Annotated in this window: 10 protein-coding genes; 1 reads left to right on the top strand and 9 read right to left on the bottom strand. The window is 66.9% G+C overall.

The window, feature by feature from the left end; translation table 11 throughout:
• Positions 1-176: 176 nt before the first annotated feature.
• The 8 genes from gshB to AC07X5_RS30295 form a co-directional block, all read right to left on the bottom strand.
• Positions 177-1,133: a glutathione synthase gene (gene gshB / locus AC07X5_RS30330; protein WP_409961264.1), complete on the bottom strand. Its 957-nt coding sequence runs from the start codon at positions 1,131-1,133 to the stop codon at positions 177-179.
• Positions 1,134-1,212: 79 nt separating this feature from the next.
• Positions 1,213-2,400 (bottom strand): benzoate/H(+) symporter BenE family transporter, encoded by a 1,188-nt coding sequence (locus AC07X5_RS30325; protein WP_494773165.1) that lies wholly within the window; start codon positions 2,398-2,400, stop codon positions 1,213-1,215.
• Between the two features lie 65 nt (positions 2,401-2,465).
• Positions 2,466-4,334, bottom strand: a complete 1,869-nt coding sequence (locus tag AC07X5_RS30320; protein ID WP_494773164.1) for a potassium transporter Kup — start codon at positions 4,332-4,334, stop codon at positions 2,466-2,468.
• Between the two features lie 198 nt (positions 4,335-4,532).
• Positions 4,533-5,828, bottom strand: coding sequence for a glutamate--cysteine ligase (gene gshA, locus AC07X5_RS30315; RefSeq protein WP_409961269.1), 1,296 nt, complete (start codon positions 5,826-5,828; stop codon positions 4,533-4,535).
• A gap of 96 nt (positions 5,829-5,924) precedes the next feature.
• A complete protein-coding gene (locus AC07X5_RS30310; protein ID WP_494773163.1) occupies positions 5,925-7,391 on the bottom strand; it encodes a TrkH family potassium uptake protein in 1,467 nt (488 codons plus the stop codon).
• Positions 7,392-7,403: 12 nt separating this feature from the next.
• Positions 7,404-8,858: a Trk system potassium transporter TrkA gene (gene trkA / locus AC07X5_RS30305; protein ID WP_494773162.1), complete on the bottom strand. Its 1,455-nt coding sequence runs from the start codon at positions 8,856-8,858 to the stop codon at positions 7,404-7,406.
• 60 nt (positions 8,859-8,918) lie between these two features.
• Entirely contained in the window at positions 8,919-10,199 is a 1,281-nt protein-coding gene (locus tag AC07X5_RS30300) for a glutamate-5-semialdehyde dehydrogenase (protein ID WP_494773161.1), read from the bottom strand.
• 97 nt (positions 10,200-10,296) lie between these two features.
• The gene (locus AC07X5_RS30295; RefSeq protein WP_494773160.1) at positions 10,297-11,868 is read right to left on the bottom strand and encodes an RCC1 domain-containing protein; all 1,572 of its coding nucleotides are present in this window, start codon (positions 11,866-11,868) and stop codon (positions 10,297-10,299) included.
• Between the two features lie 285 nt (positions 11,869-12,153).
• On the opposite strand from AC07X5_RS30295, the gene AC07X5_RS30290 reads away from it, so the two are divergent.
• Complete coding sequence (locus tag AC07X5_RS30290; RefSeq protein ID WP_494773159.1) at positions 12,154-12,435, top strand: hypothetical protein; 282 nt, start codon at positions 12,154-12,156, stop codon at positions 12,433-12,435.
• A 12-nt stretch (positions 12,436-12,447) separates the two neighbouring features.
• Here AC07X5_RS30290 and holA read toward each other — a convergent pair whose 3' ends face one another.
• A complete protein-coding gene (holA, locus tag AC07X5_RS30285; protein WP_494773158.1) occupies positions 12,448-13,503 on the bottom strand; it encodes a DNA polymerase III subunit delta in 1,056 nt (351 codons plus the stop codon).
• Positions 13,504-13,655 lie beyond the last annotated feature (152 nt).

The following is a 13,655-nucleotide window of genomic DNA, read 5'->3' as shown; positions in this document are numbered from 1 at the left end:
CAGCGCAGCCTTAGATTGTATACCGAGAAATCGGCGTCTTTTCCAAAACTTCGAAGTTTTTGCAAACTTCCTTCTTCGAACCACCCAGACTTCCCAACAAGGTCCTCTGTGCAGCGAAGCCCTCGACTATAGCACTTTTTTGAGGGGCTCCGCAACAACCAGGCAGACAAGTGAGATCAGCGTGCCGGCGATGCCAGCGCCGCCTCCAGTGCATCGATGAACAGCGCCGCCACGTCGCAGCCGGTCTGGTCGAAGATCTCCTGGAAGCAAGTGGGGCTGGTGACGTTGATCTCGGTGACGCAGTCACCGATCACATCCACACCGGCCAGCAGCAGGCCGCGTTCCAGCAGGATGGGGCCGAGGGCGTTGCCGATCTCCCAGTCGCGCTCGGACAGGGGGCGGGCCACACCCTTGCCGCCGGCCGCCAGGTTGCCGCGCACTTCCGTGCCCTGGGGAATGCGCGCCAGGCAGTAAGGCACAGGCTTGCCGCCGATGATGAGCACGCGCTTGTCGCCCTCGACGATCTGGGGCAGGAATTTCTGCACCATCACGCTCTCGGCGCCGTCCTTGTTCAGCGTCTCGATGATGCTGCCCAGGTTCAGACCGTCCGGTCCCACGCGGAAGATGCCCATGCCGCCCATGCCGTCCAGGGGCTTCAAGATGATGTCCTTGTGCTCGGCGTGGAAGCTGCGGATGTCGGCCGGGTCGCGCGTGACCAGGGTGGGGCCGATGAACTGGGGGAATTCCATGATCGCCAGCTTCTCCGGGTGGTCGCGAAGCGCCCGGGGCTTGTTGAACACGCGCGCGCCGTCGCGCTCGGCCTGCTCCAGCATGTGGGTGGCGTAGAAGTACTCGCTGTCGAAAGGCGGGTCCTTGCGCATCAGCACCGCGCCAAAGTCGGCCAGCACGGCCGTGCGCGCGGGCGCCTCGGTGTACCAGGTCTCGGGGTGGCCGGTAAGCACGATGTCTGTCACGCGTGCCGTGACCTTGCCGCCACGCTGCCAGCTCACGTCCTGCGGGCCGCACACGGTGATGCTGTGGCCACGGCGCTGGGCCTCGCGCATCATGGCGAAGGTGGTGTCCTTGTAGATCTTGAAGCTGGCCAGCGGATCGGCGATGAAGAGGATTTGCATGGGCTTGGAAGATGGAGGTAATGAGAAAGGCAACACCCTGGGTCGCGGTACGGCCCCTGCATATATAGAGAGATAGCCGTCAGCCGCCCTGGGTGCGCGTACGCCCGTACTGTTGCACAAATAGCGCAAGGCTGCCTGCGACCACGCCCCAGAAGGCAGAGCCCACGCCCGCCACCACCACGCCGCTGAGCGTAACCAGGAAGGTGATAAGGGCCGCCTCGCGGTGCCCTTCCTCGCGCAAGGCGGTCGCCAGACCATTGCCGATGGTGCCCAGCAAGGCCAGCCCGGCGATGGCAGCGATCAATTCCTTGGGGAAGGCGGTGAGCAGGCCGGTGATCACCGCGCCGAAGATGCCGATCACCACATAGATGGCGCCGCAGGACACGGCGGCGGTGTAGCGACGTGCACGGTCCTCATGGGCTTCGGGCCCCATGCACATGGCGGCCGTGATGGCGCTGAAGTTGAGGGCAAAGGCGCCGAACGGTGCCAGAACCAGGGTGACCAGGCCCGTGAGCGTGAGCAGGCGCGAGACCGGCAGCGGGTAGCCCGAGGCGCGGATCACAGCCACACCCGGCAGATTCTGCGAGGCCATGGTCACCACGAACAGGGGGATGGCCAGGCTCACCAGGGCCGACAGGCTGAACTGCGGCGTGGTCCAGACCGGCACGGCCAGCGAGAAGTGCACGGCCGACCAGGCCATCTGCCCGCGCAGCGCCACCCAGGCAATGCCCACCGCCAGCGTGAGCACCACGGCATAGCGCGGCAGCAGGCGGCGGCCCACCAGGTAGCAACCCAGCATCAGCAGCACCAGGGGCAAGGCCGTCTGCGCTGCCGTGAAGGCCTGGATGCCGAAACGCGCCAGCACGCCTGCCAGCAGCGCGGCTGCGATCTCCATGGGGATGCGGTTCATGATGCGCTCGAACCAGCCGGTGACGCCGCACAGCGTGATCAGCACCGCGCTGACCATGAAGGCGCCGATGGCCTCTCCCATGCTGAAGCCGCCGGCCATCCCCGCCGTGGCCAGCACGGCTGCGCCGGGTGTGGACCAGGCGACCATGACCGGCATGCGCAGGATGAGCGATGGCACCAGGGAGCACAGGCCCATGCCCAGGCCCAGCGCCCACATCCAGGAGGTGGTCTGCTCCGGCGTGGCATGGAAAGCCTGGGCTGCCTGGAAGACGATGGCCACCGAGCTGGTGAAGCCCACCAGCACCGCAACGAAGCCCGCGGTGAAGGCCGACAGGCTCAGATCCTTGAGAAACTGCATGGGCGGGATTCTGCCCGTTGCACCGCGGCGGTGCACGATGGGGTCTATCGAAGCCCCGCCCCGAATCAAATCTCGATCTTGGAGCCGAGCTCCACCACCGCATTATTCGGCAGGTGCAGGAAGTCGGCCGCACCGCTGGCGTTGTGGTGCATCTGCGCAAACAGCTTTTCGCGCCAGGGCGCCATGCCGCTGCCGATGGTGGGCACCACCGTGTCGCGTGAGAGGAAGTAGCTGGTGGTCATGGGCTCCATGCCGCAACCGCGGCCGCGCAGCTGCTCCAGCGCACGCGGCAGGTCCGGGTCGTTCTTGAAGCCGTAGTGCACCACCACCTGCCAGCAGTCGTGGCCCAGGGCATCGACCTGCAGGCGCTTGTCCATGCCGATCCAGGGCACTTCATGGCTCTTCACCGTGACGAACAGGTTCTGCTCGTGCAGCACCTTGTTGTGCTTGAGGTTGTGCAGCAGCGCGTTGGGCACGACCCCCGTCTCGGCCGTGAGGAACACGGCCGTGCCTTCAACGCGCGTGGGTGGGCTGATGAACACCGACTCCAGAAAGTCCTTGAGGTCGATGGCATCGGCGCGCAGCTTGTCGTTGACCAGGTGGCGCCCCTGCTTCCAGGTCATCATCAAGGTGAAAACGACGCCGCCGATCATCAGCGGGAACCAGCCGCCGGCAAACAGCTTGAGCAGGTTGGAAGCGAAGAAGGCCAGGTCGACCACGAAGAAGCAGCCCGTGGCCGCCACGCACAGCGCGAGCGGGTAGCCCCAGCCGTAGCGGATCACGAAGAAGGTCAGCGTGGTGGTGATCAGCATGTCCAGCGTCACGGCGATGCCATAGGCGGCCGCCAGGTTGCTCGACGAGCGGAACATCACCACCGCGAGCACAATGGCCACGAACAGGCCCCAGTTCACGAGCGGCATGTAGATCTGCCCCGTGTCGCGCACGCTGGTGTGCTGGATGTTCAGGCGCGGCAGGTAGCCGAGCTGGATGGCCTGCTTGGTCACGCTGAAGGCGCCGGTGATCAGCGCCTGCGAGGCGATCACCGTGGCCAGGGTGGCCAGCACCACCAGGGGCAGCAACGCCCAGCCGGGGGCCATCATGAAAAACGGGTTCTTCACCGCTTCGGGCTCGGCCAGCAGCAGGGCGCCCTGCCCGAAGTAGTTGAGGACCAGCGCCGGCATGGCCACGCAGAACCAGGCCAGGCGGATGGGCCGCTTGCCGAAGTGCCCGAGGTCGGCGTACAGGGCCTCGGCGCCGGTCACGCACAGCACCACGGCGCCCAGGATGATGAAGCTGGTGCCCGGGTTGGCAAACATGAAGCCGAGCGCATAGTGCGGGCTCATGGCCCAGAGGATCTCGGGGTGGGTGACGATGTGCGAAACCCCCAATACCGCCAGGGTGGCAAACCACACCAGGGTGATAGGCCCGAAAAACTTGCCGATGCCGCTGGTGCCGCGCTTTTGCACCAGAAACAGGCAGAACAGCACCACCAGGGTCAGCGGAATCACATACTGCTTGAAGTGCGGCGAAACCACCTCCAGGCCCTCCACCGCCGACAGCACCGAGATCGCCGGGGTGATGACCCCGTCGCCATAGAACAGCGAGGTACCGAAGATGCCCACGCCCAGCAGCAGTCCGCGCAGGCGGGGCTTGTCCTTCACGGCCTGGGAGGCCAGGGCCAGCATGGCGATCAGGCCACCCTCGCCGTTGTTGTCGGCGCGCAGCACCAGCACCACGTACTTGAGGGAGACGATGACCGTGAGCGTCCAGAACAGGATGGACAGGATGCCGTAGATGTTGTCCTGGGTGAAAGGCACATGGCCCGACCCGAACACCTCCTTGACCGCATAAAGCACGCTGGTGCCGATATCACCGTAGACAACACCGATGGCGCCCAGCGTGAGCGCTGCGAGCGAGGATTTGGAGCTTTGCACTGACCGCACCCGGCGCACTGGGGGTCTGCCGGGGTTCCGTTACTTTTGGGAACGCTATTGTGCTCCTGTGCTGGTGCAGCAGCGCACCAGCCCGGGGCATGTTGCAGCGCAGCAACTGCCCTCTGGCGCCCCGTCTGCAGACGTGGCAGGCGGGGCCAGGGGTCCTTTCGCGGTTTTCGTCGCTTTAGGGAGAAAACCTCAGTCGTAGACTTCGGCGTCGGGGTTGGTGGCTTCGAGTTCGTAGCTGGCCGCCAGCATGGCCAGGCGTGCGACCACACCGTACATGTAGAAGCGGTTGGGCGCGCTCACACCCGGGCGCATGCCTGGCTGGGGCATGTGCGTGCTGTGCTCGAAGGCCAGGGGCACGAAGCTCGCGCCCGGGGCGTTCAGGTTCTCGTCGGTGCCGCGTTCGGCGTGCATGCGGTAGAAACCGCCGACCACGTAGCGGTCCATCATGTAGACCACGGGCTCGGCCACGGCATCATTCACGCGCTCCTGGGTGAGCACGCCTTCCTGGATGATCACGTCGTTGACCACCTGGCCATCCTTGATGATGGCCATCTTGTTGCGCGTCTTGCGGTTGATCGCGTCGAGCTCCTTGGCATCGCGCACGGTCATGATGCCCATGCCGTAGGTGCCATTGTTGGCCTTGACGATCACGAAGGGCTTTTCGTTGATGCCGTATTCCTTGTACTTGCGGCGCACCTTGGTGAGCAGCGCGTCCACATTGGTCTGCAGGTTCTCCATGCCCGCGCCTTCGGCGAAATCGACGTCGCCGCACTGGCTGAACATGGGGTTCACGAGCCATGGGTCGATGCCCAGCATCTTGCCGAAGCGCTTGGCCACTTCTTCGTAATTCTTGAAGTGGGTGCTCTTCTTGCGCACGCTCCAGCCCGCGTGCAGGGGCGGCAGCAGGTACTGCTCGTGGATGTCTTCCAGGATGCCGGGCGCGCCCGCGGTAAGGTCGTTGTTGAGCAGGATGGTGCAGGGATCGAAATCCTTGAGCCCGAGGCGGCGCTTGTTGCGCACCACGGGCTCCAGCGTCACCGTGTCACCGTTGGGCAGCTCGATCAGGGTGGGCTTCTTGATCTCGGGGCTGATGGAGCCCACACGCACGTTCAGGCCCGCCATGTTGAAGATGCGCTGCAGCTGCACCACATTCGACAGGTAGAAGGTGTTGCGCGTGTGGTTCTCGGGAATGATCAGCAGGTTGCGCGCTTCGGGGCAGATCTTCTCGATGGCGGCCATCGCGGCCTGCACGGCCAGGGGCAGCATTTCCTTGGTCAGGTTGTTCCAGCCGCCCGGGAACAGGTTGGTGTCCACCGGGGCCAGCTTGAAGCCGGCGTTACGGATGTCCACCGAGGTGTAGAACGGCGGCGTGTGCTCCATCCACTCCAGCCGGAACCAGCGCTCGATGGCGGGCATGGAGTCGAGCACGCGCTGCTCGAGTTCGTTGATCGGCCCGGTCAGGGCCGTGATGAGGTGCGGAACCATGGAAAACCTTACGTGGAGGCGGGTCTATTGCGGTGGCGAGCCATTGTAGGGTGGGGGCGTGACCAATTGTTCGCAAGCCCGGCGGGCCGCTTTCTTTCAGCGCCGCCAGAACGAAGGGGTCAGCAAGGCCATGAAACTCAGGATTTCCAAGCGCCCGAGCAGCATGGCCAGGGAGCAGACCCAGATCTGGAAATCCGTCAGGCCCGCGAAATTGGTGGCTGGGCCCACGCTCCCCAGGCCCGGTCCGGCACAGTTGACACTGGCCAGCACGGCGGAGAAAGCCGTCACCGGATCCAGATCGGTCAGCAAGAGCAGCATGCTCAGGCCGAAGACCGTGCCACCATAGACCAGCATGAAGGCCAACACGGCGAAGATCACGCGGTTGTCCACGACACCACCGCCCAGGCACAACGGCTGCACGGCGCGCGGGTGCACCAGGCGGTTCATCTCACGGCGCGCCTGCTTGACCAGGATGAGCATGCGCACCATCTTGATGCCGCCGCCGGTCGAGCCCGCACTCGTGGCCACGCCGGAGAGCAGCAGCATGAACACCGGCGCAAACACCGGCCAGGCCAGGTAGTCCACCGTGGCGTAGCCGGTCGTGGTGGCCAGGGATATGGTGTTGAACATGCCGTGGCGCAGTGCATCGAGCGGCGCATACACCCCTTTGGCCCACAGCAGCAGCGAGATCACCAGGCCGCCGCCCACCAATGCGAACAGCGTGGCACGCAGTTCCGGGTCCCTCCAGAAACCACCCCAATGTCCCTTGCGGAAGGCCACGAAGTACAGCGCGAAATTGCAGCTGGCGACCAGCATGAAGAAGATGCAGATGGCTTCCAGCAGCGGCGACTGGAAATGTCCGAAGCTCGCGTCATAGGACGATAGTCCCCCCAGGCTCACCGTGGTGAACATGTGCATCAGGGCGTCCAGCGGCTTCATGCCGCCCAGCCAATAGGCCAGGCCGCAGGCCACGGAGAACAGTGCGTAGACGCCCCACAGCCCCTTGGCCGTCCCGGTCATGCGCGGCGTGAGCTTGGAATCCTTGAGTGGGCCGGCCGCCTCGGCCTTGAACAGCTGGCTGCCGCCCACGCCCAGCAGGGGCAGCACGGCCACCGCCAGGATCAGGATGCCCATGCCGCCCATCCACTGCAGGAAGGTGCGCCACACATTGAGGGACACTGGCAGCGTATCGAGCCCGGCGAGCACCGTGGAGCCGCTCGTCGTCAGGCCCGAGACCGCCTCGAAATAGGCATGCGTGAAGGACATGGACCGGCCGATGTGGTGCCCGGCCAGCAGCAGGGGAATGCACGCAAAGAGCGGCAGCGCCAGCCAGACCAGGGTCACCAGCATGACCCCGTGGCGCGGCTGCAGCTCCTGCCGGAACAGGCGCAGGCGCCACCACAGCCAGGCGCCCACCGCAAAGGTGGCGCCCATGGCCTGGGGGTAGACATGCCAGATGCCGTCGCGCGTCCACAACGACACGGCCAGCGGCAGGCCCATGGCCAGCGAGAAGATCATCGCCAGCATGCCGAGCACGCGCAGGACGGGGAACAGGTCCACCATGGCCGCAGGCGGTCAGAAGAAGGTGGCGCTCACGCGGAAGAGCTTTTCCACGTCGCGCACCAGCCGCTTGTTGGGCAGGAAGAACACCACGTGGTCGTTGCTCTCGATCACCGTGGAGCTGCGCGGGATGATGACCTCGGGCTCGAGCAGGTCCTCGGGCGCCACGTCGGGTGAATCGGGCAGGCCGCGCACGATCAGGCCCATGTGCACCTCGGCGGGCAACTGCAGCTCGCCGACCTTGCGGCCCACCACGCGCGAGCTCTTGCGGTCGCCGCGGGCCACGATCTCCAGCGCCTCGGCCACGCCGCGGCGCAGGCTGTGCACTGCCTGCACATCGCCCTGGCGCACATAGGCCAACAGCTCGCCGAGCATGGCCTGCGCGGGCGACAGCGCAATGTCGATCTGCGTGCCGTGCATCAGGTCGGCATAGCTGCGCCGGTTGATGAGCGACAGCACGCGGCGCGCACCCATGCGCTTGGCCAGCAGGCAGGACATGATGTTGTTCTCGTCGTCGTCGGTGAGCGCCAGGAAGAGATCGATATCCTCGATGTTCTCGTCCCCGAGCAGGTCCTCATCGGTGGCATCGCCGTGCAGCACCAGCATGTCGGCCGGCAGCAACGCGGCCAGCTCGGTGCAGCGCTGCGCATCGCCCTCGACGATCTTGACGCGAAAGCGCCCACCCAGCTTGGCCAGCTGGCGCGCCAGGCGCAGGCCCACGCGACCGCCGCCCGCGATCATGATGCGCCGCACCGGCTGCACGCCCGCGGCGCCACGCCGGTGCAGCGCCGCCAGCACGTGGGCGATGTGGCCGCTGGCCGCGAGCACGAAGACCTCGTCGCCCGGTTCGATGCGCGTGTTGCCATCGCAGGCCACGAAACGGTCGGGCTCGTCGGGAAAACGCCGGTAGATGGCAACGATGCGCACCGCCACATCGGGGGCGCCCGCGCGCAGTTCGGCAATGGTGCGGCCCACCATGGGCGCCCCGAGCCGCGCGCGCACCGAGGCCAGGCAGGCCCGGCCGCCGGCGAACTCGCGCACCTGCATGGCCTCGGGGTATTCGATGAGCTTGCCGATGTAGCGCGTGAGCGATTCCTCGGGGCAGATGATGCGGTCCACCGCAAAGCCCTCGGGGCCCAGCAGCCGCTCGTCGTTGTCGAAGCCCGTGGAGCGCACGCGCGCGATGCGCGTGGGCACGCTGAACAGCACCTGCGCGATCTTGCAGCACACCAGGTTGGTTTCGTCCTGTGCGGCGCAGGCGATCAGCAGGTCGGTGTCGTGCGCGCCGGCCTCGGCCAGCACTGCGGGGTCGATGCCGCTGCCCACCACGCCGCGCAGGTCGAAGCGCGACTCCAGGTCGCGCAGGCGCTCGGCATCGGTGTCGATGACGGTGATGTCGTTGCGCTCGGAGACCAGGCTCTCGGCCACGCTGTGGCCGACACGGCCGGCACCCAGGATGATGATTTTCACGGGGAGATAGTCGGTGGGGATGGCGTGCGCGTCAAGCCGGCCGCCATGCGGCCAGCGCCATCAGCCGCGCACCTCGCCTTCGCCCAACACCACGTATTTGAGCGAGGTCAGGCCTTCGATGCCCACAGGGCCACGGGCATGGAACTTGTCGGTGCTGATGCCGATCTCGGCCCCCAGCCCGTACTCGAAGCCGTCGGCAAAGCGCGTGCTGGCATTGACCATGACGCTGGCCGAATCCACCTCGCGCAGGAAGCGTTGGGCATGCACATGGTCGGTGGTGAGGATGGCGTCGGTATGGTGCGACGAGTAGTGGTTGATGTGGGCGATGGCCTCGTCCACGCCGGCCACCAGCTTGATGCTGATGATGGGCGCAAGGTATTCCTCGGACCAGTCCTGCTCAGTGGCGTCCACCAGTTTCGCGCCGGCCACCGGGGCCAGCAGCGCGCGGCTTTCGGGGCACACGCGCATCTCCACGCCCTTGGCGGCATAGACGGCGCCGATCAGGGGCAGGAACTCGGCCGCCACGCCGCGCGCGACCAGCAGGCCCTCGCTGGCATTGCAGGGGCTGTACTTCTGGGTCTTGGCGTTGTCGGCCACCTTGACGGCCATGGCCACATCGCAGGGGTCGTCCACATAGGTGTGGCAGTTGCCGTCCAGGTGCTTGATCACGGGCACCTTGGCATCGCGGCTGATGCGCTCGATCAGGCCCTTGCCGCCGCGCGGGATGATCACGTCCACGAACTGCGGCATGGCGATGAGCTGGCCCACGGCCTCGCGGTCGGTGGTCTGCACCAGCTGCACCGCGTCCTCGGGCAAACCGGCCTCGGCCAGCGCCAGCTGCACCAGGCGCGCCAGGGCCTTGTTGGAGTCGATGGCCTCCGAGCCGCCGCGCAGGATGCAGGCATTGCCGCTCTTGATGGACAGGCTGGCGGCCTCGATGGTCACGTTGGGCCGGCTCTCGTAGATCATGCCGAACACGCCGATGGGCACGCGCATCTGGCCCACGCGGATGCCGCTGGGCTGCTGCTTCATGCCGATGATCTCGCCGATCACATCGGCCATGGCGGCCAGTTGCTCGCAGCCTTCGGCGCAGGTTTCGAGCACCTTGGGGGTGAGCTTGAGCCGGTCGACCAGGGGCTCGGCCAGGCCGGCGGCACGGGCACGCTCCAGGTCGCGGGCATTGTCCACCTGCAGTGCGGCGGTGTGCTCGCGCAGCAGGCGCGCCAGGGCGCGCAGCGCCTTGTTCTTGATGGCGGCGGGCGCCTTCGCCATGAGGGCGGAGGCGGCCTTGGCCTGGGATCCGAGGGTGTGCGTGTATTCAGCCACGTTGAGCGCGTTCATGGCCCCGATTCTCGCAGAAGCGCCCTCCCCCTGCGCGCCAGGGGGAGCGCATGGGGGGCTATGGGCCGATGCGCGTACCCAAGCCCCTGCGCAGCCCTCAGTTCAGCGTGTGCACGACCTTGTAACGGCCTGCCCTGATCATCTCCGCCGCGGCCGAGGCATCGTCGCCCACGCCGTAGCCCACCACCAGTTGCACGCCCTCCAGCCCGCTGAAGTTCAGGCCCGAAGCAATGCGCACCGGCACCGTGCGCGGCAGCGGACCACCCAGGTAGGCCGGAATGGTCCCACCCGTGTAGACAGACCATCCATTCGGCCCGAGGAACAGCGCGGTCGAGCCGGCCAGCGCGGCCACGTAGACGCGGCCTGTCTTGCCGCGGTGCAGTGGGGAGACCGTGGCGCCCACGTCCACCGTCACATTGCTCAGCGGGCCGGTCTGCCCGCCGGCAAAGGTGCCGCTGGCCTCGCCCACCCGCCCGGCATCGAAGGCTGCGCCATTGCCGCCCATCACGCGCACAGGGGCCGTGGTCTTGTCGGTGCCGCCCAGGTTGGTGCCCTTGCCCCAGATCCAGACGCTGCCGTCGGTGCCGATGGCGCCGGAGATCGCCGAGCCCGCCGCCGCAGCGACCACGGGGGGCAGACCCGCAACGTGGGCGATCTTGGGCACTTCGGTGCTGGGGTTCACCAGGGTGCCGTCGCCCAGTTGGCCGGCAGCATTGACGCCGCAGGCGTGCACGGCACCGTCGGCATCGACGAACAGGGTGTGGCCATCGCCCGGCTCGATCTGCTGGATGCGCGACAGGCCCGCGATGGGGGAGATGTCGATCAGGGCGAAGCCGCCATTCTGGATGCCCTTTTGGCCGCAGTAGGTGGCGTTGGTCGATGCCTGGCCCCAGACGGCGACGCTGCCGTCGCCCTTCAAGGCGTAGTACTGGCCCGCGATGTTCATGGAAGTGGCAGCCACGGCCTGCACGCTGCCCAGGGCGTCGATCACGACGGGCGCGGTGGCGGTGCCGGCCACGGGTGCCAGGGCCTTGTTGCCGTTGGAGCCCCAGGCCAGGACTTTGCCGTCCTGGCGCAGGGCCAGGGCCGCGGCGTCCGAGGCGCTCACGGCCACGGCGCCCTGGGCGCCGGCCACCAGGCGGGGCACGGGGTTGCCGCCGGGGCTGGTCTGGCCGGTGCCCAGCAGCGCGCTGCTGTTGCTGCCCCAGGCGTAGACCTGGCCGGCCGCATCGGTGGCAAAGGCAGCCGCAGTGTCGGTGCCGGCGTTGATGCTCACGATGTTGGACAGGCCATTGATCTGCACCGGCACGCTGGTGCCGTTGCCTCCGGTGCGCCCGCCCGAGTTGTCGCCCCAGGCCCAGACCGTGCCGTCGGCCTTCAGGGCCAGCGAGAAGGAGCCGCGCGCCACCACCTGCACCACATTCTGCAGCGTGGGGATCTGGGTGGGCGTGGTGCGCGTGGCGGTGCTGCCCAGGCCCAGCTGGCCGCTGCCGCCATAGCCCCAGGACCAGACCGTGCCGTCGGCGCGCAGCACCAGGGCGTGGTCGTAGCCCATGGAAATGGCCGGCTGCACCGCATGCGCGGCGCCCGCCAGGAACGTGGAGCACAGCGCCATGGCGCCCAGGGCTGCAACGGTGCGCACGGACTTGTTCTTCATCAGATGTTTCATCGGGTCTCTCAGTGAATCGGTATATATAGATAGAAATCACAAACAGGTAGATCGTTCAGAACCCATGGAGGGCTCCATGAACCAGCGGTGTGCGCCGTGCCACCATCTTTGTGATGCATGGCTGCGAACCGCCTGGCCGCGAGTCTGACGGCGGCCGGCTTTGCAAACAATGGTGTGCGGCGCAGGCCGGCGGGCCTGGCGTGAACTTGTGCACGAAGCCGGCGCGCAAAAGCGCACGACCGTGCGGCTGCCGAACTGCCCGGGCCTTTCGCGGATACTTGGGGCATGTCCGCCGAACACGACCAACTCACCACATTGCAAGGCGCCCTGGCGCGTTTCAGCGATGGCGCAGCCAGTGCTGCGACCCTGAGCAGCCTGGCGCGGGAACAGACGCAGCTGCTGTCAGCCCTGCCGCCGCGCTACAGCGAGGTGCTGCTGAACCTGCTGGACCGGCTCGAATCGAGCGCGCTGTTCTCCGAGGAGAGCTGCTCCTTCAGCCAGAAGGACCTGGTGGCCAATCTGCAGATGTGGGTGGACAAGGCCCGGGGCGTACTGGACAGCCGCTGAACGCGGCCGGGTTCAGCGCGCCGCGCTGGTCAAACGGCACAGCTGCAGCGCCAGGCGCTGCAGGGCCTGCCAGCCGTCGGTGGGCCAGTCGGGCACCTTCAGGCCCTTGACGATGCCGTCCACCGTGTGCGCCGACTGCAGCAGGCGCGCCAGCGCGGCATCGCTGGCCTTGGGCAGGATGCGCTCGAACAAGCGCTCCTTGGGGCCCCAGATGCGGTTCTCGCGCAGCGCCATGGGCAGGGGGCGCCCGGCGTTCATCGCATCCTTCACGCGCTTGAGGGCCCGGATGTCTTCGGCCAGGGCCCAGTGCACCAGCACCTCGGCCTCGCCCTCGGCCTGCAGGCCGTCTAGCATGCGCTGCACGCGCCCGGTGTGGCCCGCCAGCACCGACTCGGACAGCTTGAACACGTCGTAGCGCGCCACATTGAGCACGGCGGCCTCGACCTGGGCCTGCGTGAGCTCTCCGGGCGGGTGCAGCAGGGCGAGCTTCTGGATCTCCTGGTGGGCCGCGAGCAGATTGCCCTCAACCCGGTCGGCAAAGAACTGCAGCGTGCGCTGGCCCTCCTCGCCTGCCACCACGCGCTGGCCCTGGGTGGCCAGGCGCTGGGCGATCCACTGCGGCAGCATGCCGCGCTCGATGGGGTCGATCTGGATCGAACAACCGTTGCCTTCCAGCGCCGCAAACCACGCCCCTGTGCGCGTGGCCTTGTCCAGGCGCGGCAGCATCACCAGCGTCAACGTGCTGTCGTTGCCCCGGGCCGATTCGGCGATCTGCTGCAGCGCCACGCTACCGTCCTTGCCGGGCTTGCCCGAAGGGATGCGGACCTCCACGATCTGCTTGTCGGCAAACAGGCTCAGCGAACCGCCTGCCGCCAGCACGGCGCTCCAGTCAAAGTGGGCGCCCGCTACCGTATAGGAGCTGCGCTCGGTATAGCCCTGGCTGCGCGCCGTGGCGCGGATGGCGTCGGCTGCCTCCTGCTGCAGCAGCGCTTCGTCGCCATGCAGCACATACAGCGGCGACAGGCCCTTTTGAAGGTGGGAAGAGAGTTGGGCCAGGGCGACTTGCATGGTGCAAAGTCTATCGCCCCTGCGGCATCGGCCGGGCTTCGCGGCAATGCGCAGGACTTCGCAACCCACAAAATGCCAATGCAATGGAACAAAGTGATCAATCCATGGCAAGAATTGCACAGGCCTTTGGCTTTGCATTGCGCGTCCACGCA

This window comes from Acidovorax sp. GW458-11-26-14-TSB4, assembly GCF_059423865.1.
Note: the sequence above shows the minus strand (reverse complement) of the source record. Positions and strands in the feature narration are given on the sequence as shown.

Bases quoted from the DNA above. Each gene is read 5' to 3' on its own strand.
- gshB (WP_409961264.1), bottom strand. From the start codon at position 1,133: ATGCAAATCCTCTTCATCGCCGATCCGCTGGCCAGCTTCAAGATCTAC.
- AC07X5_RS30325 (WP_494773165.1), bottom strand. From the start codon at position 2,400: ATGCAGTTTCTCAAGGATCTGAGCCTGTCGGCCTTCACCGCGGGCTTC.
- gshA (WP_409961269.1), bottom strand. From the start codon at position 5,828: ATGGTTCCGCACCTCATCACGGCCCTGACCGGGCCGATCAACGAACTC.
- AC07X5_RS30310 (WP_494773163.1), bottom strand. From the start codon at position 7,391: ATGGTGGACCTGTTCCCCGTCCTGCGCGTGCTCGGCATGCTGGCGATG.
- AC07X5_RS30300 (WP_494773161.1), bottom strand. From the start codon at position 10,199: ATGAACGCGCTCAACGTGGCTGAATACACGCACACCCTCGGATCCCAG.
- AC07X5_RS30295 (WP_494773160.1), bottom strand. From the start codon at position 11,868: ATGAAACATCTGATGAAGAACAAGTCCGTGCGCACCGTTGCAGCCCTG.
- AC07X5_RS30290 (WP_494773159.1), top strand. From the start codon at position 12,154: ATGTCCGCCGAACACGACCAACTCACCACATTGCAAGGCGCCCTGGCG.
- holA (WP_494773158.1), bottom strand. From the start codon at position 13,503: ATGCAAGTCGCCCTGGCCCAACTCTCTTCCCACCTTCAAAAGGGCCTG.